The sequence below is a fragment of the Megasphaera sueciensis genome (assembly GCF_050219315.1).
Taxonomy (GTDB): domain Bacteria; phylum Bacillota; class Negativicutes; order Veillonellales; family Megasphaeraceae; genus Megasphaera_A; species Megasphaera_A sueciensis.
Map to the genome: position 1 here is coordinate 1,324,142 of NZ_CP116939.1, position 26,169 is coordinate 1,350,310.

Genomic DNA, 26,169 nt, shown 5'->3' on the forward strand with positions numbered 1-26,169 from the left:
TACGAACAGTATACCATGTATACGTAGGGCATGCATCAAAACAGCCTAATAGTTTTATTAGTTTCTAGTCCAGTACTTTCATTCCCTCATATTCCGGCGATACTGTAATATATCCATTGGTATCGATAACTCCCCATTTTCCATTGCATTGAATGGGTGCGTACCCTCCTGAAAAATCTCCTGCTTTGTTAATGTTAGAAGCAAGCGTGACCGCAACCATTCCCCAACCATTTACATACGCCAATGTCTTTCCTGTTTTCACTAGAAGACGATCGCCTTGCAGCGTTCCTACGATTTCATCAAAAACAGGCCGACAGCGTTCTCTTCCATCAGGCTGCAATAATCCCCATTTTTTCCCTTCTTTATAAGCGAGTATCGCCCCTACACTTTGCAGTCCATCATACTTGAATGGGATAATTGTTTGTCCTGTTGCTAGGGAAAGTCCTCCCCATACATTTCTTTCATTCTCTGCAAGAAATAGCCCTAGATCTGCACTGCGTTCTAAAGATTTGTATGCCGGCGGTATCAAATAGGATCCATCGATTCGTACATACCCCCACAAACTGCGATTCCTCACATAGGTCCCGTCCTTTGTCATAGGATATACAATGTCCCGTTGTGCCCCAATAATAATTTTTCCCGTCGTGTCGATATACCCCCGCCGTTCTTCTTTGCCTACCGAGGTCGTAATCCCCAGACTCATACCGGTTCCATTGCGATAACCAAAATACGGTTCACTGTCATCATAATATGGATCACCGCCGATACAAATACCGATATTGCGTGCTAAGGGAACTTGCCATGCCGGATATCCATAATGATCATTTCCACCGACAGAAACAGAAATAGTACCGCCTGTTTTAATTGCACGCACCTTAATACCATATTCGGCAAGATTATTTTGAAAAGTTCCTAACGTATCATAGTTTGCTTTGATAACCATTTTTCCTTCCGCATCGATATAACCTTTCGTCCCATTTCGGAAACGAACCGGCGCCAGCCCTTCATTAAATTGTCCATATATGGCTGATAATGGTTCCGTCAGCGCGTTCCCATTGGTGTTAATAAAAAATACTCCTTTATCTGCCGCTACCGCAGCAAACCCTTCATGGAAACTGCTGACTATTTTTTTATATTGCGGCATAATGACAATACGGCCTGTACTATCGGCAAATCCCCAAAGACCATTTTTTTGAACGCCGATGTATCCGTTTTCATAAGCAGATTGCATGTCATCATATACACAGGGAATATATTCTTTTCCTTGTATATCGATAACTCCCCATTTCCCATTTTTACATACGGCTGCCCGGCCTTGCTGAAAAGAACCAGCTTGTCCGTATTGCAGGGGAATACGGAGCGTTCCTCGTTCATCGATATATCCATACCGTCCCTGTTGCCCAACGCTTGCCAACCCTTCACTGAATACAGCGGCACTATCATATTGCGGAGATGCAATAATCGTACCGTCACTTTTATAATATCCGTATTTTCCTTGTACACGTACCAGCAGCGTATGATCGTTCCAAGAACTACGCCGGTCATACGATACAGGAATGACCGGTTTTCCTTCCCGGTTAAAAAATCCTCGCAATCCGTGAGATTGGACTTCTATCAATCCCAATTCTTTATTTTTCTGAACATCTGCATGAAAAGCATCCTTGCTTACAGCTTTATCATTTTCTAATGATAATCCTACTCGATCATACTTCAAAGGAATTATTTTTTTATTAGTACCGTCAATAACACCCCAGCTGTTATTTTGCTGCACTGCCGCATCGAATGATGGTTCTGCCATAACCGTGATACTTGCAATAGTAAGAATAATCACTGCATACATCCATTTTTTCATAAATACCTCCTTGTTTCATGTCTTACAAGATACAAACACAAAAAAATAAAATCAGGCAAACTGAACAGTAAGCCTGATTTTATCGGTTATCCCATTTGTAAACCTTCTTTAAGTTTTTCAAAAATTTTCTTTTCTTCTTCTGTTAATGGACGACCTAAATCAAATTGCAACTGTTCGCCGTTATTTGTAGCTTTGGCTTGTTTATGCGGATCGCCGGCTTTAGCACTGTCATCTCTAATAATCATACTTACAGACAACCTCCTTTACATATGCTGCGATTATATTATACCACCGGAAATATCCCTGCGACAAGATACAAAAAAAACCGCCCGTTTTTACACAGACGGTTTTCTATTTGATTAAACCAACGAATCCGGTTCCGGAGATTCCGCAATATTTTTAGCAATGGTTTTAGCCATACTGTCGAGAATGCCTTCTTCTTCATCCTTCAAAGAAGATTTAATATCCAGCGGTGTTCCCAATACTTCACAATTCTTAAATTTCTTTTCCACGTATTCAATCATCGTTTTTTGTGCTGCCGAAGCCCAGCTGTGGCAGCCTATAACCGCTATTTTACGATTCTGGAACATTAAGGTCTTTAAATCGTGCAGGAAACTTTCCATCGGTAAATACAAGTTAAGATTGTATGTCGGTGCCGCCAAAACCAGATGACTATACTTCCAAGCTTCTGCCGTAAGAAATGACGGGTGAACTTTGGACACATCATAGAGATGAATATTTCTGATACCCTGCAGACTTAACTTATGAGCCAGCACACATGCCGCACGTTCTGTATTCCCATAAATGGAAGCAAAGGCAATGACAACCCCTTTCTGTTCCGGAATATATTTGGCCCAGTGGAGATATTTATGGATGATCAATTGAATGGTTTCCGGTGTACGGAATACTAACCCATGTACCGGAGCTACTATTTCAATAGGAAGTCCGTCCATTTTTTTCAGTACATTGATAACCTGTGGTCCATATTTACCAATAATATTAACATAGTACCGTCGGAATTCATCCATATAATCTCTTTCAAAATCGACCTGATCGGCATATACATTCCCGCTGGTACCGAACATGCCAAAAGCATCTACACTGAACAATACTTTATCTGTCACATCATATGCCAGCATGACTTCCGGCCAATGTACCATAGGGGCCTTAATCATTTGAATAACATGTTTTCCCAGTTTGATCTGGTCCCCTTCTTTCACTGTAACATAATTATTCGGCATAGGATGACGATAAAATTGTTCAAAAAGTTTAAAGGTCTGTGCCTGCCCGATGATTTTTACATTCGGATACTTTTCCACTAACGCCAAAATAGAACCAGCATGGTCGGGTTCCATATGATTTAAAAAGAAATAATCAAGCGTACGCCCTTTCAGCAAATATTCAATATCCTCTAAAAATTCATCACGGACACTTTTATCCATCGCATCCAGTACTGCCGTCTTTTCATCATCAATGAAATATGAATTATAGGAAATACCGAAAGGCAACGGAAAAATATGTTCAAACATTTCAGTCCTAAAATCGTTGCACCCCATCCAATAGATACCATTTTTAATTTCTTCAACACAATGCATATATCATACCCTCCTGACTTATTAATATTGGTAATGGAAAACTATCTGCTATGTCCCACTGCTATATATAGCATACCATTTTTTTTCATGTTCGCAAATAAGAATATGCTAAATATATCCATTACTTGCTTCCTTTTGTCGTTTTTCCACTTCCCGCCGATGCTTTTGAAGCCGGTCCGCTTCCAGAATTACCTGCCGTCGATGCCGACTGTCCTGAATTATCAGAATTATCAGAACCGCTGGCAGTACTATCAGACGTGCCGGCAGTATCTGAGGATGCAGAATTGCCGGCAGTATCACTCAGTGTACTGCTGGAAGACAAATCATCGGCTCGTTTCTGTTCTTCCGATACGCTGCGTTTTTGAATCGGCGTCTGTATCACCGTCTGTCCACTGCCTATATCTTCTGCTTCTTGGATAACACGATTCACTAACTGCTGTAAAACATCTTTATCAGCCTGTGACAAATCGCCGCTGTTATCCAGCAAATCCTTCGCCTGTGAAGCCAGTTTCTGTGCTTCTGCCTTGGCTGCGGTCTTACTGTATTGTCCCGACTGATACCCACGGTTTAAATCGCGCAAGGAATCCGATATTTCCAGCATTTTATCCTTGATATGTATAATTTTGCTGTCATTTTTACGAAGTTCGGCATCATGGAGGCGACGATCTTCTTCCCGGTTTTCAAGTAATTCTTCTTGCTGCTGCTGTGATACTTTTGCCAACGTATCCGCTGTGACATGCGTACCGACAAAGTATTCATATCCCATATACCCCAAAATAAAAATAGGAATAAACAGAAGCATCATTTCCATGCGGCGCATTTGAGCGGCACGCTTCCAACTGATAACATTACGCCGCCGATGTTCTATCAGCAAAACGATGATAACTATCACAATAACCAACATCACTGCTATATAAATAGCCAGCTTATGCCAAACCGTCGCCTGCAGTTTGATTGCCTGTGGATGAGAATTATTCAAACTCCATAAATAGGTACTTCCCTGGTTATCACTCTTTGTACTGTTGCTGGTAACTTGTGTTCCCGAAGGGAATGAGACAATATACTCCAAATCGGCGTTATTTTCTTCCATGGGAATTCCCATGCGAAGCGACTTTATACTATCCGAATTATATTGATAATCGATATAATAAGTAGAACAAATAAGTCCGTCATGCGTTTTATGCACAATATGGTCTACCGAGCTTTTATTAGCGCCCTCTTTCGTAATCGTGCGCATAGCGCGAAACCCTTCCCCGTTATTGTTGCTATAATCCATGATAGTATAATTTCGTTTTTGAAATTCATCTGCATCGGCACGCAGCTCTTTTTGCCCGGCAGTGGTGCTGGATACTTTCAAAACATCCTGCGTCTCACTGCCGTCATCATGAATGATCGTCTGTGCTCTAAATCCTGACAACAGTATAAACGCGGTGATGAGCAAAACGGTACATCCTAATTTCCAATACCCCTTCATAATTCCCTCCTTTTCCATTTAGCTTATGTATTTTTATTCCACTTTCTGCTGCTTCGGCGGAACCATAGCAGATCCCAAGATGTGAGTTTTAACGCTTGCTGCGGGCTTATCGGCATTCTTCCCGGCCAATGTTTCTGCTGTTTTTTCTGCTTCACTGCTGCAAAATTCCAACGGCATGCCGTTCACAAAGATACCTTCAATAACTCCTTCTCCCTTTTTCATGCGAATACTGGCGATAACACTGTCCGATACACCAATATCATAAATACCGTCAGCTTTCGCCGGATCAATGCGGTACCGGCCAAACCCAACCATGAACTGTACAATATTGTCTCCATACCCTACGACAGAGGCGTTCATATAATCTTCACCTACCGGCGGTTTATGTGCAGAGGCACCCTGAATCTGTATTACTCCCTTGTCATCACGTGAAATATACACATAAATAGTTTCCTGGAGCCGCGGTGCCGTATCATCCAGCCATTGGGTCGTATCCTCGGGAAACACTACACGGATATAATCCGTACCGAAAGCAGACTGTTCCAAACGAGGAATGCATTTCCACTGATACGGAATGCCATCTACTTGAATATTATGCCAGCGCCAAGCTATATATCCACAAACACTGAATTGTACTATGACAAGAAAAATAAAAAGTACCCACCTGTATTTACTATCTGGAGATATTCTAAAATTCATAACCTTCATTTTTTAGATTCTCCTTCCTTTGCCCACGGAGACTGCGTAAATTGTTTTTTACGTTTGATGGGGGCCGGCGTTTTCCACGGAGAAGATGTCACCGGTTTTATTGTTGCAGCTTCACTGCGTTTTTGTGTTTGTTCCATCTTATTTCCTTTTGCTTCTTTTTTGATTTCTGCAAATATCTTTTTATCAGGCAGCGGGATTTGATCAGGTCCATGAAAAACAGGTGCCACAAAGGTGGATGCCGCGGGTTCTTTAGGTGACACAGTTTCTGTATGAGGCAATGCTGCCTCCGGTTCCCGGCTTACTGCACCCGCCATCCAATCGGGAAGTGCTTTCTGCTTTTTTTCCGTGATACCGGCAGCATCATTTTTATATGTCGGATCGGCATGATGGTTTTTCCTCTTTTTATTGATCCCTTGGCGAACGGATGTGACCGTATGATCCTTTTTAGTCCGTCTATTCTGATGAGTTTGTTGAAAAAATAATACTTTCTTTTTATAAAAAAAGTGTTGAAACTGCCATACAACCGCACAGATAACAATAAGTGAAACAACCATGGCAAGCGGCGATACATGACTCCCGACCAGCACAGCGGCTCCCATAAAAATAAATATGGCTAGCCCCCATCGCAAATGATGCGTTTTGCCAAAACGGACACCTTGAAATACTTCAAAAATACCCAAAAAGAAAATGTAAATCGAAGAAACAATAACAGGTAGGGAAAAATTAATGCCATTTCGTACTAAAACGGTTTCCGCTCCTATCACCAGGGGAATCAGCGCATATAAAGTCGGCGACCAACACTTTCTTTTCAAAGCTTTCATATATATACCCATGCCAAGAAACAGTAATAAAAATGTAACGGCTATATTCGCCCATTGAAATCCAGCGGCACTAATAACGCTGTCCCATGCGGCTGGCATGCAAGAAATAAGCAGTGCCCCGACAGAAGCCAGGCGTCCCAGCCAACGGAACGGAAATCCCCAGGCTTTGCGGGTATCCATTGCGTACCCCGTCAGTAAAACAACTCCGGCCAACGCAGAAAAAAGCAAAAAAGAAATATACTGCGCCTCTCTGACGGCAATACCAAAAGCAATGAACACGGCGATCGTACCTACCCACGAAAATATTGTTAACCGCACTTCATCATGATGTTCTCGAATCAGTGTATAAAAAGGTCCGGCTAAAGCTAACAAAATCCACATCGTGAGGCTGCCGCCGGAGGAATAAGAAACGCCTGTCATAGCAGCCCAGTATAATACAACACAGACATACCCGATAATGGAAGCAGCAGAGCGCAGCAAATACGCAACCGGCAAAATAAGCAACGCACAGACCAACATATAAAAATAGACACTGCTGCCAATATAAAAGGTCGTTTCCAATAATGTCACAGAAATAAATACAACAGCACAATGAACTACTGCTACTCCTTCACCAATCCATGTTCCCTGTCGTTCCTGAAACATAGCCGTACCTACACCTACTTGCGATATAAATAAAATTGCCAGTGCAATGGTCATTTTCGCCCATATCGGTATGTGATACCAAGTAAATGCCGCTCCCCAAATAACGGCTATGCCCGCCACGGATATACCTATGACGGCAAGTATTATATACAGCGAAAAAAACCGTGTCCGGCTTCGTGTATTTGCTATTTCAAATTTATGTTTTTTATTATCAGCTGTCATTTTTTATATTGCCTCCCAGGCAAAATCTTGTTAATTATAATTTCATATACGAACTATTATCGTATATCTTAGTTCATTCCCATCTATCATAGTATATCATAAAATTTACGTTTGCCATATTCTTCAATATGTATATATTCTATTAAATCTATCCCCCGAACCATGATAATGGTTCTTTTTGTTAGGAAAAGGAACGGGATTATACAGACACAAAAAAAGCCTTGTCTTCCTACAAAGGAAACAAGGCTTTTAGTATGTATATGAATTATTTTACAATTAATGCCGGGCATACAGAATGGGTAACCACATAACTGCTTACGCTGCCCATAAACAATCCTTTGAGTGGTCCCAGACCGCGGCTTCCCATAACAATAAGATCGGCATTATATTTTTTTGCCACCGACAATATCGCCGGTCCCGGTGATCCGACTTCAAACACACTTTTAACACTAACATCCTGTGGAATCGCTTTAGCAAAGTCTTCCAGAACCTTCTTCCCATCTTCTTCCATATCTAAGGCAACCTGTTCTGTTACATATCCGTTCGCATTAGGAATCTGGTCAAAATTGGAAATGACAGATACGATGTTTGCCACATAGACCAATGTAATCGTAGCCCCTACAGCCGATGCGATAATAACCGCATGTTCCAAGGCGCGCTTGGAATTTACAGAACCATCGGTAGGAACAATAATATTTTGATACTTTTTCATAATAATCCCTCCTGTCTTCCTCAATTACCTGTTTACTACTTATTATTCTCTATTGGATAATACAATTCCTGCTAGTACAAAAAAAATATACAAAATTTATTTTTCAAGTACTACTTGCGTAAAAGCCCGCTTGGTCGTTTCCCCCATTTCCTTTTCAAAGTATACCCCGTGAATTTCCGGTTCAAATCCAGGGAAACGATTGATAACCTCCTGCCAATATTGAAAATACCGCTGCGCCGTCTTATTCCAGCGTTCTCCCGGTGCAACACAAATGATCCCGGGCGGATATGGTATAGCTCCCTCTGCAGCAATACGGCCTAAAGCCATTTCCAGCGGGATTAATTCCGTTTCATTGCCTACCAATTTCCAATTTGCTTCTTGTGGATTCATCGCATATGCAGGAAGCTTGGCACTGCGAAACAAATCCTTTTGAACGCAATTTATCTGCCATTGTTTTGAAAAATCATGCATTTCCTGACAAAGCTGCCGAATTGTGTATTGCCCATACCGTTCCCGATATTGCCGCACCAATCCGGGTAATACCGCTTTGAGCGGCATATCCATCCGTACATATCGTTCAAACCGTTTCAATAACGTAATCATGGTATTCATCTTGCTGGCAGAATCTGCCGGTGTAAGCAAAAACAAGATAGAGTATAAATCACTTTTCTCCGGCGTAAATCCATTTTCTATGCAGAACCGGGATACTATCCCGGCGGGAATCCCAAAATCTTCATACGCCCATGAAGACTCTTTGATTCCCGGCGTATACAGCAAAATCTTGCAGGGATCCACAAAATACTGATTATCACCATATTGATCAAACGAATGCCAGCTTGCCCCTTTTCGAAATCGGAAATATTCAATATCATCGGCCATTTTCTCAGTATCACCTTCCTGCCAGGGTTTACCGTGCACAACGGGAGGTACAAAAGGATGGATCATCGTGCATTCACGAAAGATATCTTTGCGGACTTCAATCCCTAACTTGACCGCATCCAGCCAAATACGTTTTCCCGCTGGTCCTTCATGAATTTTAGCATTCACATCCAGAGAAGCAAACAGAGGATAAAACGGACTGGTCGAAACTTGTATCATAAATGCATTGTTAAATCGCTTATGGGGACAATATCGTTTTTGTCCTTGCAGATGACTATCTTTTTTATGTATTTGAGAGGCTTGTGAAAAACCACAAAGCTGCTTATGCACCGATTGTGTAACCATAATTCCAGGATCATCGGGGCCTAAATTCAACAGCAGCGGGCTGCATTCTTTCATCATCGGTATAAACTGTTCATATCCTACCCATGCAGAATCAAATAAGATATAGTCACAAAGCGACCCTATGCGATCCACGATTTGACGAGCATTATAAATAGTTCCGTCGTAGGTACCCAACTGAATCACTGCTAATCGGAACGGGCGCTTTTCATCCGCCCGCAGCGGATCTCTTTGCCGAATGAGCGAACGAATATATTTTTCTTCCAAGCAATGGTCGTCTATGCCGCCGATAAATCCGTATGGATTTCTCCCGGTTTCCAGATATATAGGAGTCGCTCCGGCCATAATAAGAGCCCCATAGTATACGGATTTATGATTATTGCGGTCGAAAAGCACCAAGTCACCGGGACGCAAAAGAGCAGTTGCTACAATTTCATTAGAAGTAGACGTTCCGTTCAATACAAAATATGTCTTATCCGCATTAAAAACACGGGCCGCATGCTGTTGTGCCGCAAAAGGAACTCCCTCATGAATCAGCAGATCGCCCATCCGAACATCAGAGCTGCTCATATCGGCCCTGAATATATTTTCACCAAAATATTCATAAAAGTACCGGCCGGCCGGTGTTCGGCAAAAAAACGAGCCCGCTTGATGACCAGGTGTCGCCATGGACAAACTGCGATCGTCCACATATTTAGCCATTTCACCGAAAAATGGCGGCAAAACTGTATTTTCATAAGTTGCAGCCGCACGTTCCAGTTCTTTGCTCAACGCAATCTTATCAAAGGAATCATCGAGACAGACCTCATATACCCCTTCACTCTTTTCTATCGCTGCCGTATTCGTTACTAATACAAAAACAGGAATTCCGAAGCAAGTAGCTTTTATTTTATCGATATAGGCTTTATCCTGCTGCATCAGAACAACCGCTGCCGTATCTGTAAAATTGGTTTCCGCTACTTTCACTGTTTTACGTCTGCCAAAAACATCAAAGTACGCAGCGGCAGCATCGGTATATGCTATCTTCAAATGCTTCACGCCATTTCCCCCTCTAATATATTTCGTCAATTCTGTTTTTAAAACACTATTATTGTAGTACATATAACCGAGAAAAGAAACAATAATTCAAAAACAATACAAAAAAATCTGCAGTTTATATAAAACAAAGCTGCAAATTTTTCCATATATCAGAACATAATCGGTCATATTTTTTCCCAGCCTGTATCCTACGCTTTCTATTGCCCTCTTTTCAAAACATAAAATAACGAACAACGACATACAGGGGGGGAAATGTACATCGGTCCCTACAGCAAAGCAGCCGCAAACTATATCAAACAGCGAAGAGGGTACTGCCGTAATAACCGACAAGAGGATCCATACGATTCTCGGTATCATTCCAGCCAATACTCCCCATGTATTAAAATCAATGGTAATGCCGGATAGCATGATTCCCAGATAGAGTATCGTAAATTCTCCCCCCTTAGCATGTAAAATCATTTCAACAAAAAAGCCTTCCGGAATACTATTCCGAAAGGCTTTCTTCTGGTGATCCACCCGAGATTCGAACTCGGGACACCCTGATTAAAAGTCAGGTGCTCTACCGACTGAGCTAGTGGATCATGCTTGGCAGGGGTAGCTGGATTCGAACCAGCGCATAGCGGAGTCAAAGTCCGGTGCCTTACCACTTGGCTATACCCCTATTGGGGCGAGTATAGGGACTCGAACCCTAGCGTAACGGAGCCACAATCCGCCGTGTTAACCACTTCACCATACCCGCCATACTATCATACGCTACTAGTTTCTGCCTACCCGCAAGAACCGGTAACGTATAACATTTTACCATTACTTAAAAATCTCGTCAATAGATAATTTAAGAATTATTACATTTGAATATAAATAATCTGTCTGCAGCGTACTTTTTTTATGTTATCCAGCCTGTATGTCTCCCATATTGCACTCCGGCATCTACTGCAAACTATTTATTTTTTCCATACAATAATTCTTTAACAAAATTCGGCAAAACAAATGCACTCCGTTGAATACCTTCATTATAATACCGGGTTTTAAAGGTCTGCGGGCGATTCGGTTTCCAGGTCAATGGATCATATTTCTTGGATCCTATAGTAAAGCAATGCATTCCGCTCGGATAAAGAGGAATGAACGTAGTATATAAACGAGTGATGGGGAATATTTCAGAAACAGATTTCCATATTTTCTGAATAAGCGGCTGGTGCATAAATGGAGATTCTGTCTGCTGTACAAACATCCCGTCTTGTTTTAGCGCTTTATAGGTATTTTTATAAAAATCGTAGGTAAACAAGCCTTCTCCTGGGCCAATCGGATCCGAACAATCTACAATAATAACATCATAATAATTTTCCGCCTGTGCCATAAAGCCAATGCCATCTCCGACCTTTACAGTCAGTTTAGGATTGTTTTCCAACATGGCCTTCGCTATTTCCGGAAAATATTTTTTGGAAAGTTCTATGACCTTGCCATCAATATCCACCATTGTTACCTTTTCTACTTCCCGATGGCGGACAACTTCTCTAGCCGCTCCGCCATCACCGCCTCCGATAATTAATACGTTTTTAGGATTGGGATGAAGAAACAGCGGGATATGCGCAATCATTTCATGATACATAAATTCATCTTTAATAGATGTCTGGAATACTCCGTCGAGAACGAGCATTCTGCCAAATTCCTTAGATTCGACAACTTCAATATCCTGAAATTCAGATTTTCCCTTATATAAAATGTCCGACACTTCGGCTGATAAATCAAGGTACGGGGATTGATGTTCTGTTACATATTGTTTCATGTATAGGTCCTCCTGCATTACTTATATAAGTATATTTTTAAAATACGTCTTGTATAGTGTACCACATTACTCATAAAAAAACATCCCCCATACCGCTCATGGGAGATGTCTGCAAAAAAAGCATCAGTTAAGAAAAACATATCTAGCTATGACAACGGCGGCTAACACATACATGATCCAGTGCAGTTCCTTTCCTCTGCCCGTAAGAATCTTCAGCAAGGGATACAAGATAAGTCCTGCTGATACACCATTGGCAATATTGTAAGTAAACGGCATAAGGACAATGACCATAAAAGCCGGGAATCCTTCCGTAAAATCAGAGAAGTCGATGGTATGTATTTGTTCCATCATAAAAACACCCACAATAACAAGAATCGGAGAGGTAGCCGCTTCAGGAATCAACATCATAAAAGGGGAAAAGAACAAGGACAGCAGAAAACAAATACCACACGTTACGGCAGTTAAGCCAGTCCGGCCTCCTGCACCCACACCTGCTGCGCTTTCTACAAAAGCCGTTACCGTACTGGTCCCAAGCAAAGCACCGATACTAACACCACACGCATCCGTAAAAAATGCCCGGCTCAGACCGGGAAATTTTCCCGATTCCGGATCCAGGATGCCTGCCTTCGTAGCAGTTCCTATCATAGTCCCCATCGAATCAAATAATTCAACAAAGGTGAATGTGAAAATAATCGTTACCAGTCCCATATTAAACGCATCGCCAATATTCAATTGAAAAAATGCGGCACGGCTGAAATCAGGAATTGCCATAAGAGAGAAGTTATCCGGAAGATGACAAATTCCCGTTACATAGCCCACCAAAGAAGTACCAAAAATACCAATGAGCATGGACCCGGGAATTTTGCGGGCAATAAGCAGCGCCGTAAATACAAGTCCAAATAATGCCAGCAGGTGTTCCGGATTATTTAATGTTCCTAATTCCAGAATCGTTTCTTCCGCCCCCGGAACAAAATTTCCATGCGTCATTCCCACTTGTTCCAAAGAACCCGGTGTAAGAGATAAGCGAATCGCCATCAACCCTGATAATTTCAAACCAATAATTGTAATAAACAGGCCAATACCGACAGTAATGGCATTTTTCATAGAAGTCGGAATGCCTTCTACGATCATCTGCCGAATACTGGTTACCGTCAAAATCAAAAATACAACACCGGAAATAAATACCGCGCCCAACGCCGTCTGCCAAGGAATGCCCATACCAATAACAACTGTAAACGAATAAAATGCCAGCATACCAACGCCGGGAGCCAGACAAATAGGATAATTAACGAATACCCCCATAGCAATCGTAACTAATCCGCCAGCCAAAGCTGTCGCAATAAGTACTGCATCTTTGTCCATGCCGCCAAGGCTAAGCAGAGATGGTGCCAGAAACAAAATATAGGCCATCGTCATAAACGTTGTCAATCCCGCCAATATTTCAGTCCTGACTGTCGTTTTTCGTTCGCTTAGGGCAAACAATTTTTCTAACATGACTTCTCCTCCTCATATATATAATTAAAATATTTTGTCTCTGCCTTTGCATCAGGCAAAAAGACAATCCAAGACTCCATTTGCCGTTATATATGCAGATGGATATTCTCATTTTATGGTTTCACTTATCAAAAGTCAATTGTTATCATAGGAAACAGTCATTTTTTTTCATATTTATTGACGGAAGCTGCCGGTACTGCGTATTTTTTTATGATTTTTACCGTTTTTTTCATTGTGCAAATCAGCAAAAAGTATATTTAGTATGATCTCCTACCGTTTTCTTTGTTTTTCTTTAAATAATAACCGTTACAGTTTTGCTACAATATGTTACAATATAGGTAAAATAAAGACAAGGATATACGATATTATCAAGCTTGTATCCAAGATTATAGAAGGGCCGGTATTTTAGCCGACAGGTGAATCATATGCAAAATATTTTACATATTGGTATCGATATTGGATCGACAACCGTAAAAATTGCTGTGCTGGATGAAAACAAGCATTGCTTACATGCCTGCTACGTGCGCCATTATACGGACATACGCCAAAAAGTATGGGATCTACTGCAAAATGCTTATGAAATATTCGGGGACAGACAAATAACAATCGCTATAACGGGTTCGGGTGGTATTGCCCTGGCCGATTATCTACATATTGCTTTCGTACAGGAAGTTATCGCCGGTACAAAGGCCGTCCGGACATATTACCCCCAATCGGACGTCATTATCGAACTCGGCGGGGAAGACGCCAAAATTACGTATTTAACAGGTGGCAACGAACACCGCATGAACGGCAATTGTGCCGGCGGTACAGGTGCTTTTATTGATCAAATGGCAACATTACTGCATACGGACGCTGCCGGTTTAAATACCTTGGCGGAACATGCCGATACCTTATATCCCATTGCCGCTCGCTGCGGAGTATTTGCCAAAACGGATGTGCAGGCGCTGATGAATGATGGCGCCAGCAAAGAAAATGTTGCCGCTTCTGTATTTCAATCTATTGTCCTGCAGACGATTACCGGTTTGGCCTGCGGACGTCCCATCCGCGGCACGGTCTGCTTTCTCGGAGGTCCGTTAACGTTCCTTCCGCGCCTGCGTCTGCAGTTTGCCAAAACATTAAATCTAAAAGAAGAACAAGTTATCGCCCCCGACAATGCACAAGTATATGTCGCTATGGGTGCTGCGTTAGGCAGTTTTCAAGAAAAGCCCGTCTCTTTTATGAATCTGATGGGACAGTTAAAAGGTGTCGATGAATCCTCCTTAGCTAAATCAGACCGTATCGAACCATTGTTTGCCTCACCCGATGAATTATCAGAATTCAAAAAACGTCACAGCGAACACACGGTCCCACAAGCACCGCTTCAAGGTTATAGAGGCCCTTGTTATCTCGGCATAGATGCCGGGTCTACAACAATCAAGGCCGTGTTATTGAGTGAAGATGATAAAATTCTTTATACTCATTACCAAAATAATGAAGGCAGCCCGCTGAAAGCTGCCAAAAAAATTGTCTCTCAAATTTACGACCGGCTTCCTGCCAGCGCGTATATTGCTTATTCCGGCATTACCGGATACGGGGAAGCACTGTTGAAAGAAGCACTGCGCATTGATTTAGGAGAAGTAGAAACCATTGCCCATTATCAAGCCGCTTCTCATTTTTGTCCTGATGTGGATTTTATTTTGGACATTGGCGGACAAGATATGAAATGCACGAAATTAAAAGATGGACATATCGAAGATATTCTATTAAATGAAGCCTGCTCCTCCGGCTGCGGTTCTTTTTTAGACACATTTGCCAAATCCTTGAATTTATCTATCGAAGAGTTTTCCAAAGCGGCCTTGGAAGCCAAGCACCCTATTGACTTAGGTTCCCGCTGTACGGTGTTCATGAATTCCAAAGTGAAACAAGCACAAAAAGAAGGAGCTACCTTATCAGATATTTCTGCCGGACTTTCCTATTCGGTAATTAAAAATGCACTGTATAAAGTAATTAAAGTCAAAGATCCCAATAAATTGGGAAACCATATCGTTGTTCAAGGCGGTACCTTCTATAATGATGCCGTACTGCGGGCTTTTGAAAAATTATTAGGACGCACCGTCATACGCCCGGTTATTGCCGGCTTGATGGGAGCCTTCGGCATGGCTTTGATTTCAAAAAACACATGGCATAAACATCAGACACCCTCGACATTGCTCAGCAAACAAAATTTAAATGAACTCAGCGTAGCGACGTCAATCCGTCACTGCGGCAAATGCACCAATAATTGTCTTTTGACCGTAAATACGTTCAACGACGGGCATGCCTATATTACAGGAAATCGCTGCGAACGCGGAGCCGGCGGTACGGCAAAACATCATGATCCACTGCCGAATATGTATGCCTTTAAATATAACCGCCTGTTTAATCATTATACGCCATTGGAACAGGCTCCGCGCGGTACTGTCGGTATTCCACGGGTGCTTAATATGTATGAAGATTATCCGTTCTGGTTTACTTTTTTCACTACCTTAGGATACCGCGTTGTTCTATCAAACAGATCCTCCAAGGCACTCTTTGAAAAATCAATGGATACGATTCCGTCCGATTCCGCTTGCTATCCAGCAAAACTTGTACACGGTCATATTGAAGATTTACTGGAACAACATGTAGACCGTATTTTCTATCCCTGTATTCAAAACGGCCCCGACGAAGGCAGTAAAAACAACACATTTAACTGCCCTATGGTGATGAGTTATCCTGAAGTAATACGCAACAATATGGCTGAACGACTGTCTATTACAAACACGCCTTATTTGTGCCCGTTTTTGCCCTTACATGATAGAAAACGCATCATTCCCCGTTTACAGGCGGAATTAAAAATCTGGAATATTGGCAAGAAAGAAATAAAACAGGCAGCAAAAGCTGCTTGGGCCGAAGAAGATGCGTATAAGCAGCAGTATTATGATCTGACTAAAAAAACATTAGCTTCATTAGAAAGAAAAGGGCAGCGTGCCATTGTATTATGCGGTCGTCCCTATCACGTGGACCCGGAAATCAACCACGGTATCCCTGAACTGATCAACAGTCTGGGACTGGCGGTGCTTACAGAAGATGGGATTGCCCCATTGGGAAAATTTGACGGAGTACTGCGCGTCGTCGATCAATGGTCTTATCATTCTCGTCTGTATCGGGCGGCCCAGTATGTTGCCCAGCAAAAAAATTTGGAACTTGTAGAGCTCAATTCGTTTGGCTGCGGTCTCGATGCTATCGTTGCCGATCAAGTTCAGGAAATTCTTGCCTGCGGCCATAAGATCCATACCTTGTTAAAAATTGATGAAGGTTCCAATTTAGGGGCGATCCGTATTCGTCTGCGTTCTTTGCTGTTTGTCATGAATCACCGCAAACCGCCGACAGCAGACGTTACACCGTATAGTTATAAGAAAACCTTGTTTACCAAAGAAGATAAATTGCAAGATGTTATCTTAGCTCCGGAAATGACACCGATTCACTTTCCATTGTTTAAGGCCGCTTTTGCTCATGAAGGGTATAGAATGGAAATCCTTCCTCATCAAGGTCAAAAAGCCATTGATACGGGTCTGGCTTACATTCATAACGATGCTTGCTATCCAGCTATCATGTCCTTGGGACAAATCATTACGGCGCTGCAGTCCGGTACTTATGATCTGGATCATACCTCTGTCATTATTTCTCAGACAGGCGGTTGCTGCCGTGCAACCAACTACATCGGCATGCTGCGCAAGGCGCTAGCCGATGCCAGTCTTCCCAACATTCCCATCATCTCTTTGAACACCAAAGGATTGAACAAACAACCGGGATTTAATCCCCATATGGGCTTTTGGCATCGTCTGGTTATGGGTATGATTTATGGAGATGCACTGCAGCAAGTCCTATACCGTACACGTCCTTACGAAAAGGTCAAAGGGACTGCCGAAACGCTGCTAAAAAAATGGCAGGAAAAATGTTCCATTGATTTGGAAAAAGCTGATTTTTCAACTTTCAAAAAAAATATAAAAAACATGATCTCTGAATTCGATGCCATACCCATGCGTGATGAAAAAAAACCACGTATTGGTTTGGTCGGTGAGATTTATGTAAAGTTTCACCCAATCGCCAACAATCACATCGTCCGTATGATAGAAGAAGAAGGCGGGGAAATCATCGTATCCGGATTAGCTGATTTCTTTTATTACGGACTCCTTGATAATCAATTCCGTCATAAATACTTATCAGGAAGCTGGTTATCATCGACTGCCAGCAAAACTGCCGTGCGCATCTTGAACTGGTACCGCAAGCCGTATAAAGAGGCGGTGGAAAAGAGCCGGCATTTTGATCCTATCACTTCCATATATGAAATCGCGAATGATGCCAAGGAGTATTTATCTTTGGGTCATGAAGCGGGTGAAGGCTGGTTTTTAACAGGAGATATGATTGATTTGATCAAGCGCGGTGCAAAAAATATTGTTTGTCTGCAGCCTTTCGCTTGTCTGCCAAACCATGTAACAGGAAAAGGAATGATCAAAACCTTAAAAGCAGCTTTTCCCGAAACGGGTATTGTTGCCATTGATTATGACCCTGGTGCCAGTTCCGTTAATCAAACCAATCGGTTAAAGCTTATGCTGGCTACCACTTTTGAAAGTATCCGGGAGCCGTTAAATACTTCCGATCAGCCTCCTCTTCCTTTTTTCAAAGAAGGAAGCGTCAATGCCTCTCTCAACGTAAAAAAATAAGGAAGTACGGTAAGCGGTTATACTGTACGATTCTTCTCTTATTGCATCAAAATGAAGTAACAAAAAGGAGCTGTAACGAATATATTCGTTACAGCTCCTTTTAATAAAGTCGTCAATTACAGGTCTAATTTAAAGAGAACGAACCACGAACATCACATTGTTAAAGCTTATCGCTTTACGCAGAAAACAAAAAGCAACCGATTTCCCAGTATATAAATAAATCAACACATACAGAATATGCGACTATATGTTATTACTGGAATTCTGGTTCAAATAATACATCAACGGCAACCATTGCCATTGCTTTAGCTCCTGTAAGAGCCTGCAACTTACCATACATACTGCCGGCTGCACTGGCAAATCCCGGTGTATGAGCTGCTATATCTTCCCCAATTTCAATTTCCGGCTGACAGACACGGGTATCATAGCTTACATTTCCCACATCCGTAGAACCTGAAGCATATGTATTTTCCTTAACTGCAAACTTTTCATGCAAAAGATTGAAATTTTCTGCAAAATATACATCCATTCGCGGATCATTGACCATATCTTTGCACAAGGGTTCATAATGAACCATTTCCAACGCCGTACCGTGCTCTTCTGCCGTCTGTTGGGCTAATTTACGAATCTGCGGCAACATCGTATATTCCAGATATTCTGTTTTGAGTGCACGGATAGTTGCTTTTAATACGCTCCGATGCGGAATAATATTAGGTGCAAGACCGCCTTCCGTAATAATAGCACCGATGATGTGAGGTTCCGTAAAAGTCGCATCCAGTTGCTTCAATCGACCATAAAAATCCACCAGCGCATCTAATGCATTAATCCCATGATAGTCCGGATCGGCAACATGGGCACTTTTGCCTGTAAAGGTAAATTGCAGCGGATGGGTAGCATAGGAGGTACCGCCAATGGCGGTTTCATGAGAAGGATGTATAATAACAGCGGCATCCAGCATATCAAAAATATGCTGTTCACTCATATATACTTTACTGCCTTCCGTTTCTTCCGCCGGACAACCGTACACGTGAATCGTCGCTTCTTTTTTCGCTACGGCAGCAAACGCAATAGCCGCACCAATACTCATGGCGGCAATCAAATTATGACCACAAGCATGTCCTATTTCCGGCAGTGCATCATATTCAGCGAGAAAACCCATTTGAAACGGTCCGTTTCCGATAACCGCGTGAAACGCAGTCGGAAATTTTTCGGGAACCAGGGGGGTTACGAGAAAACCTGCCTTTGCCAAAATATGGCATAAATAGTCTGCGGCCATTTTTTCCTCCGTGCCTATTTCCGGATGACTATGCAAATATTCAGCAATGCCGTAAATCACAGGCTGCATTTCCTCTACCTTATGTTCAATTATGTCCTTCATTGTTTTTTTATCCATGGTATCACCCCATCTTACTTATTCTATAATAAACCGTGCCTTTCCATTATTCTCAATTTGTATAGATGCGTTAACACCCAGCGGCAGCCAGCCGTTTTGTCTTCCATGTCCCACCGGAAGTCCCATAAGTGCCGGTTTATTCCATCGTTCTGCATATTGTGCAATGATCTGCTGCACGGTAAATTCAAAGGGAGCTTCTATACGAGGTCCGCATCTCGTAAATTCACCAAAAATAATTCCCTGAATACGATCTATGAGTCCCGATTGTTCCATTTGCCGCAGCATTCTGTCAATAGCATAGGCATCCTCCCCTATTTCTTCCAGAAAAAGCAATTCTCCTCTTCCTTGAAGTTCATACGGGGTGCCAATCATCGCCGTTAACACAGAAATATTGCCACCGCATACGGTTCCCTGAGCAAAACCGGGGACAAGTCCCCGCAGCGCAGCGCGCCGCGGCAGCAAAAAGGGGCCCTGTCGAACTGGCTGGATAAGTCCGGCAGCAAATTGCCGCAGCGTATATTGGGTTGTAACTTTGCGGCCCAGCGTCAGTGCCATAGGCCCATGAATCGTAGCCATACGGCACCGTTCGTGCAGCGCAGTATGAAGTGCTGTAATATCGCTGAACCCGATAAATAATTTTGGATGAGCCGCTATACTATCATAATCAAGTAAATCCAAAAGCCGCGTTGCCCCATAGCCGCCGCGTAAACAAATAACGGCATCAATATGAGAATCTTTAAAAACCGCATTTATATCCGCTGCCCGTATGTCATCTCTGCCAGCTAAATATCCCCAGTCGGAAGTCACGGTTTTTCCCAATACCACATGGTACCCTAAGGTTTCAAGAAAAATCCGACTTTTCTGCAGCTCTTCGCCGGCCAACGGAGCGGATGGGGCAACAATAGCAATCGTATCGCCCGGCGTAAGTCCTTGTCCCATTATATATGTATTCATCATTTCACCCTATTCAATATATGCTTTCTTAAAATCGACCAAGCCCAGCCGCAGCCAATGATAGCCTTTTACATAAGGCTGCGCTACATAAGGCTGTGTCGTATAATATATGGGGATAATAACACAATCATCAAAAAGAATTTGTTCGGCCCGATGCAGGTCGGCCATACGCACCGCCGGATCGTTTGTTTCCTTAGCTTGGTGGATCCACTCATTATATGCTTTATTATGATATTGCGCATCATTTTCCTCATCGGAGAAAACTTCCATAAAATTCATCGGATCGATATAATCGGCTATCCAGCTGGCTCGAGCTATTTGATAGTCTCCCTTACTGCGCGTCGCCATGAACACCTTGGACTCTTGGTTCATTAAAGACACTTGTACTCCTAATGCATTCTTCCACATGGCCTGTAAACTTTCTGCCACTGCTTTATGCATTTCATTGGTATTAAAAAGAATCGTTATCTCCGGCAGCGGATGATCGGTATCATAGCCGGCCTGTTTCAAAAGTTTTCGTGCCTGTACCGCATCCTCTGTTGTCAGATTTCCGCCTTCTTCACGAAAATCTTTTCCTGTAGCCGGATTTTTTAATCCCGGCGGAACCCATGCATAGGCCGCCTGTTTTTGACCGCGAATAATATGCCGGACAAGTGCCTCCCGCTGTACCGACAGGGCAAATGCCTTACGGACACGCACATCATCAAAAGGAGGTTTCGTCACATTAAATACATAATAGTAACTTCCCAAATAGGGTGCCACTTTATATAATCCGGCTTTCTCCAAGCGGGTTTGATCTGCCGGCGGCGGCTCCACTGTGATATTAGCTTGATTACTTTCTACCAACATCAGTCGAGTCGCCTGCGAATCACTGATGGGAAATTCCATATGAGATAAGCGTACACTCTTTGCATCCCAATAGTTTTCATTTTTTTCAAAATCTATTTCACTGGAATGAATCCACTTGGTGATTTTAAAGGGTCCGCTGCCAATCATTCCTTTCGCATCCGATGCCCATGTTTGCGGATGCGCCTTCACCAGTTTTTGCGGTACAGCATAATAACAATGTACGGCTGTCAAATTAAGAAAATAAGCGGTCGGATACGTTAATCGCACTTGCAATGTATGTTCATCCAGTGCTTTAACCCCAACTTCATCGGCTGTCGCTTTTCTATTAAAATACGCTTCCGCATTTTCAATAGGAAACATCATATACGCATTTTCTGAGGCTGTATCGGGATCAACGACCCGTTTCCAGGAATATTCAAAATCCTGTGCAGTAATAGGTGTACCATCGCTCCATTTTATGCCTTTGCGAAGATGAAACGTATATAGTTTTCCATCCGCTGAGATATCCCAGCTTTTTGCCAATGCCGGCTGCGGGTCATCCTGTTCATCAAGACGCGTTAATCCTTCAAATAACTGCAGTTCCGTATCATTTTCCGGTAAGGTAGTCGTCATTGCCGGATCGAGGCTTGAAGGTTCCGCTTCCAACACATATATTACAGTGTCAGGCTTAGTAACTGTCGAACATCCTGCACTAAAGAGAACGAACCCGCTCAACATGACGGCAAGTACATAGTGCCATTTCATACGGCATCGCCTCCTCGTACATGATGACAAGCTGCAAACCGTCCCGGTCGCACTTCGCGCCATACCGGAGATTCATGTCGGCACTGCTCACTTGCATAGGGGCAGCGCGGATGAAATACGCAGCCTGACGGCAGCGAAAGCGGACTGGGAACTTCTCCGCCTGTCGGCACGGCAGGCACCGCATGGGGATCCGGTTTAGGAATCGCTGCTATTAAAGATTGTGTATAGGGATGCAGCGGATCATGATAAACGATATTTCCTGGTCCTAATTCAACCAATTTCCCCAAATACATGACTCCGATCCGATGACTTACATGATGAACCATAGACAAATCATGGGCAATAAAAAGATAGGCTAAACCAAACCGCTGCTGTAACTCTTTGAGCATGTTAACGATCTGTACTTGAACAGAAACATCAAGGGCCGATATAGGTTCATCACAAAAGATACATTCAGGATTTAGGGCCAACGCCCGGGCAATACCTATCCGCTGACGCTGTCCGCCGCTGAATTCATGAGGATAGCGCTGGGCCGCTTCGGAATTAAGATCTACCTGTTCCAGCAATTCAAATACTCGTTTCTCCATATCTTGGCGATTGGCACACATATGATAATTGCGTAAGGGTTCGCTGATACTGTCGGCTACTGTCATCCGCGGATCCAACGATGCATAAGGGTCTTGAAATATCATTTGCACATGACGTTTAAAATCAGCATAAACAACATTATGATCAATATTTTTCCCTTTATATAAGACAGTTCCGTGGTTTTTTTTATATAATCCCAAAATCGTACGGGCAAATGTTGATTTTCCGCAGCCCGACTCCCCAACGAGTCCCACTGTTTCCCCCGCTTCAATAGCTAACGAAACATCATGCACTGCCGTTAAAATCTTTTTAGGCCGTCCCAGCCAATCACTTTCAATGACAAATTCTTTTGTCAAATGCTGAATATCAAGTAATGTCATTATCATTCCCCCGTTCCGGACATAAAAGCCAACAGGCAGCCTGATGTCCATTTCCTACATCATAGCAAGGAGGCGCTTGTCTCATACAGATCTGCATGGTCTGTCTGCAGCGAGGATAAAATCGGCATCCATCAGGCAAATGGAATAAATCCGGTGCTTGCCCGGAAATACCCTGCAGCGGTTTATCTTTGTGTTCCGGATCCGGTAATGAAGCAAGCAAACCTTTTGTATAGGGATGAGCCGGTTTATCGAAAATATCCTCCACCATGCCGCTTTCTACAACACACCCCGCATACATGACATATACCCGACGACACATTTGTGCAATAACGCCCAGATTATGAGAAATAAGCACGATAGCCATCCCCAGCTTCTGTTGCAAAGAACGAAGCAGGTATAAAACCTGGGCTTCTGTCGTCACATCCAACGCAGTTGTCGGTTCATCAGCAAACAGCAGTTGGGGAGAACAAGCCAGTGCCATTGCAATAAGACTGCGCTGCCGCATGCCGCCCGACAATTCATGAGGATATTGACGCAATCGTTTTTCCGGAGCTGTAATTCCTACGGCACGCAGTAATTCTTCCGCTTCGTATTTAGCTTGTTGCTGTGATATTCTCCGATGCAGAACCAGCCCTTCACAAATTTGATCACCAATCGTAAGTACCGGATTCAGTGCCGTCATGGGATCCTGAAAAACCATGGACATGTCTTGACCGCGCAATGCATTCATTTCCTGTTCCGTAAACGGCACTATATTCGTTCCCTCCCACATGATTTTACAATCGGGTGAATATATGGCCGTTTCCTTCGGCAGCAATTTCATTACGGCATGCGCTGTTACAGATTTTCCGCATCCGGATTCTCCGACAATACCAATGGTTTCCCCTTTATTCACAACAATGGAAACATGGTGGATGGCTTCCAAAACACCACGATATGTACGAAAGGAAATAGAAAGATTTTGAATATCCAATACGGTCTTCATCTGTTTCCCTCCTTTTGATTTTGCGGGTCTAAGGCATCACGAAGCCCATCTCCCAAAAACATAAACCCCAGCATGGTAATACACAAAGCAGCTGCCGGAAAGATAAGCTGAAACGGAAAGGATCGCATGCTGTTGATGCCTTCTGAGGTAAGAACTCCCCAGCTGGCCATCGGTGCCGAAACACCCAGACCGATAAAACTCAAAAACGCTTCTGTAAAAATAGCTTCGGGAATAGATAAAGTCAGGGTAACAATAATCGGCCCCATACAATTGGGAATCATATGGCGCGTCAATATATGCCAAGTTGATGTTCCGTACGACCGAGCCGCCGTCACATAATCCTGTTTCTTCAAACTCAGTATTTGACCGCGGACAATCCGAGCCATATTCAGCCAATATGCAATCCCCAGGGCAATATAAATATTGAGCAGTCCCGGTTTAAATACGACCATGAGCAAAATAACATATAATAACATGGGAATGGAATATAGGATATCAACAATATGCATCATGATTCGATCCACTCTGCCGCCCACGAGACCGGCAATTCCACCGTAGATAACACCGATAAAAAGATTGATCAAACTAGCCGCCAGCCCAATCGAAAGAGAGATGCGAGCTCCATATAAAACTCGCACCAAAAGGTCCCGTCCCAATGAATCCGTACCAAACCAATGAAGAGGACTAGGATACGCATTGGCCATAGCAAAATCTTGATCATCATAGGTGTACGAGGTAACCAGCGGGCCAAAGATTGCAATAATAGTCATAATGACCACAATGCCTAATCCCAAAAGAGCCAGCTTGTTCTGTTTCATTTGCCGCCAGCCCCTGCTTCGGAGAGTTTGCGGTGGTATCCTAATCGGAACAATACATTTCGGATCTACTGGTTCAAAATCATGAGTATTCATATTTTATTCCCCCTTCCGTTTCTGCAACGCAATGCGGGGATCAACCATGGGATATATCACATCGATAACTAAGTTCATCATGATAATCAAAAAGCTGTAAAATATAGTAATTCCCAAAATCATTGTATAATCACGGTTGTAGATACTCGTAACAAAATAACGTCCCAACCCAGGAATCGCAAAAATAGATTCTACAATAAAACTTCCCGTCAGAAGCGAAGCCGCTAACGGTCCTACATAACTGACAACAGGAAGCAGCGCATTGCGCAGGGCATGATGAATCAAAAGCGACCGGGTCCCCACCCCACGCGCACGTGCCGTTTTAATATAATCTTGTGCCAGTGCATCAAGAATGCTGGATCGTGTCAATCGCATAATAAAAGAAGTCGGCTGTGCCGCCAGTGCCAGTGCCGGAAGCACAACATACGACGGACCATGCCACATAGCCGCCGGCAAGATAGGCCACGTAAAGGCAAACAACTGAATAAGAATGGCCGCAATAATAAAACTAGGTACAGAAACTCCCAAGGTAGCACAAATCATCATGCTATAGTCGACCCAGCTGTTTTTACGCCAAGCCGCCACCATACCGGCACACACCCCCACGCCCAGGGCTAAGAACAAGCTAATGAATCCTAATTCGGCAGATACGGGAAAGGTTTCTGCAATAATATCATTCACTGTTTTCCCCGGATATTTGTAAGAAGGTCCTAAATCTAAAACAGCCGCATGTTTCATATAATCCCAATATTGAGTTGCTAGAGAATCATTCAAATGATATCGTTCCTCCACTGCAGCGACAACTGCCGGCGGTAATTTTTTTTCCTGTGTAAACGGGCCGCCCGGAATCGCGTGCATCAGTCCGAAGGTAATGGTAATAATAACCCAAAGAACAACGCAGGCACCTGCCAACCGTTTCATTAAATATAAAATCATAGACGTTTCCTATCCCCTCATAAAATATAAAACAGTATATGCATATGATTTATTATATAGTTGCTGCTCCCTTTTTTCAATTTAATTGATACAAAATTCTATATTAACAATAATAAAGCTTGAAAACTGCCGCATTC

General features: G+C 42.9%; 19 protein-coding genes and 3 tRNA genes. 1 reads left to right on the top strand and 21 read right to left on the bottom strand.

The features are described 5' to 3' along the window. Positions 1-64 precede the first annotated feature (64 nt). From NXG62_RS06300 to NXG62_RS06365, 14 genes are all read right to left on the bottom strand, one after another. Positions 65-1,852: a WG repeat-containing protein gene (locus NXG62_RS06300; protein WP_427114095.1), complete on the bottom strand. Its 1,788-nt coding sequence runs from the start codon at positions 1,850-1,852 to the stop codon at positions 65-67. Between the two features lie 86 nt (positions 1,853-1,938). After that, positions 1,939-2,097 carry a hypothetical protein gene (locus tag NXG62_RS06305; RefSeq protein WP_176762918.1) on the bottom strand — a complete coding sequence of 53 codons (159 nt, stop codon included), beginning with the start codon at positions 2,095-2,097 and terminating at the stop codon, positions 1,939-1,941. Between the two features lie 114 nt (positions 2,098-2,211). After that, positions 2,212-3,447, bottom strand: a complete 1,236-nt coding sequence (locus NXG62_RS06310) for an FprA family A-type flavoprotein (RefSeq protein ID WP_427114096.1) — start codon at positions 3,445-3,447, stop codon at positions 2,212-2,214. 121 nt (positions 3,448-3,568) lie between these two features. Next, positions 3,569-4,921, bottom strand: coding sequence for a hypothetical protein (locus NXG62_RS06315; protein ID WP_427114097.1), 1,353 nt, complete (start codon positions 4,919-4,921; stop codon positions 3,569-3,571). Between the two features lie 33 nt (positions 4,922-4,954). Continuing rightward, complete coding sequence (locus NXG62_RS06320; protein ID WP_427114098.1) at positions 4,955-5,629, bottom strand: hypothetical protein; 675 nt, start codon at positions 5,627-5,629, stop codon at positions 4,955-4,957. Then, positions 5,626-7,317 (bottom strand): DUF2157 domain-containing protein, encoded by a 1,692-nt coding sequence (locus NXG62_RS06325; protein ID WP_427114099.1) that lies wholly within the window; start codon positions 7,315-7,317, stop codon positions 5,626-5,628. The genes NXG62_RS06320 and NXG62_RS06325 overlap by 4 nt, the downstream gene beginning before the upstream one ends. Before the next feature lie 265 nt (positions 7,318-7,582). Next, entirely contained in the window at positions 7,583-8,029 is a 447-nt protein-coding gene (locus NXG62_RS06330) for a universal stress protein (protein WP_427114100.1), read from the bottom strand. A 96-nt stretch (positions 8,030-8,125) separates the two neighbouring features. Then, entirely contained in the window at positions 8,126-10,288 is a 2,163-nt protein-coding gene (gene speC, locus NXG62_RS06335) for an ornithine decarboxylase (RefSeq protein WP_427114101.1), read from the bottom strand. 87 nt (positions 10,289-10,375) lie between these two features. Beyond that, positions 10,376-10,804 (bottom strand): hypothetical protein, encoded by a 429-nt coding sequence (locus NXG62_RS06340; RefSeq protein ID WP_427114102.1) that lies wholly within the window; start codon positions 10,802-10,804, stop codon positions 10,376-10,378. Next, positions 10,794-10,869 (bottom strand) — tRNA-Lys (locus NXG62_RS06345). Before NXG62_RS06345 ends, NXG62_RS06340 begins: the two co-directional genes overlap by 11 nt. Positions 10,870-10,874: 5 nt before the next feature. Further along, positions 10,875-10,949, bottom strand: a tRNA-Gln gene (locus tag NXG62_RS06350). 2 nt (positions 10,950-10,951) lie between these two features. Further along, positions 10,952-11,027: transfer RNA gene (locus NXG62_RS06355), tRNA-His, on the bottom strand. A 198-nt stretch (positions 11,028-11,225) separates the two neighbouring features. Continuing rightward, complete coding sequence (speE, locus tag NXG62_RS06360; protein ID WP_427114103.1) at positions 11,226-12,071, bottom strand: polyamine aminopropyltransferase; 846 nt, start codon at positions 12,069-12,071, stop codon at positions 11,226-11,228. 123 nt (positions 12,072-12,194) lie between these two features. After that, positions 12,195-13,565, bottom strand: a complete 1,371-nt coding sequence (locus tag NXG62_RS06365; protein ID WP_427114104.1) for an NCS2 family permease — start codon at positions 13,563-13,565, stop codon at positions 12,195-12,197. A 425-nt stretch (positions 13,566-13,990) separates the two neighbouring features. Here NXG62_RS06365 and NXG62_RS06370 point away from each other — a divergent pair, with 425 nt between their 5' ends. Beyond that, a complete protein-coding gene (locus NXG62_RS06370; RefSeq protein ID WP_427114105.1) occupies positions 13,991-18,292 on the top strand; it encodes an acyl-CoA dehydratase activase-related protein in 4,302 nt (1,433 codons plus the stop codon). Positions 18,293-18,545: 253 nt separating this feature from the next. On the opposite strand, the gene NXG62_RS06375 is transcribed toward NXG62_RS06370, so the two are convergent. The 7 genes from NXG62_RS06375 to NXG62_RS06405 are packed head-to-tail and all read right to left on the bottom strand — an operon-like array spanning position 18,546 to position 26,032. Beyond that, entirely contained in the window at positions 18,546-19,685 is a 1,140-nt protein-coding gene (locus NXG62_RS06375; RefSeq protein ID WP_427114106.1) for an amidohydrolase, read from the bottom strand. Positions 19,686-19,703: 18 nt separating this feature from the next. Further along, positions 19,704-20,642 (bottom strand): S66 peptidase family protein, encoded by a 939-nt coding sequence (locus NXG62_RS06380; RefSeq protein WP_427114107.1) that lies wholly within the window; start codon positions 20,640-20,642, stop codon positions 19,704-19,706. Between the two features lie 6 nt (positions 20,643-20,648). Continuing rightward, a complete protein-coding gene (locus tag NXG62_RS06385; protein WP_427114108.1) occupies positions 20,649-22,232 on the bottom strand; it encodes a peptide ABC transporter substrate-binding protein in 1,584 nt (527 codons plus the stop codon). Next, entirely contained in the window at positions 22,229-23,200 is a 972-nt protein-coding gene (locus tag NXG62_RS06390; RefSeq protein WP_427114109.1) for an ABC transporter ATP-binding protein, read from the bottom strand. The genes NXG62_RS06385 and NXG62_RS06390 overlap by 4 nt, the downstream gene beginning before the upstream one ends. Beyond that, positions 23,187-24,185 (bottom strand): ABC transporter ATP-binding protein, encoded by a 999-nt coding sequence (locus NXG62_RS06395; protein WP_427114111.1) that lies wholly within the window; start codon positions 24,183-24,185, stop codon positions 23,187-23,189. The genes NXG62_RS06390 and NXG62_RS06395 overlap by 14 nt, the downstream gene beginning before the upstream one ends. After that, entirely contained in the window at positions 24,182-25,096 is a 915-nt protein-coding gene (locus tag NXG62_RS06400) for an ABC transporter permease (protein ID WP_427114112.1), read from the bottom strand. Before NXG62_RS06400 ends, NXG62_RS06395 begins: the two co-directional genes overlap by 4 nt. Positions 25,097-25,099: 3 nt before the next feature. Continuing rightward, entirely contained in the window at positions 25,100-26,032 is a 933-nt protein-coding gene (locus NXG62_RS06405) for an ABC transporter permease (RefSeq protein WP_427114113.1), read from the bottom strand. Between the last annotated feature and the right edge of the window lie 137 nt (positions 26,033-26,169).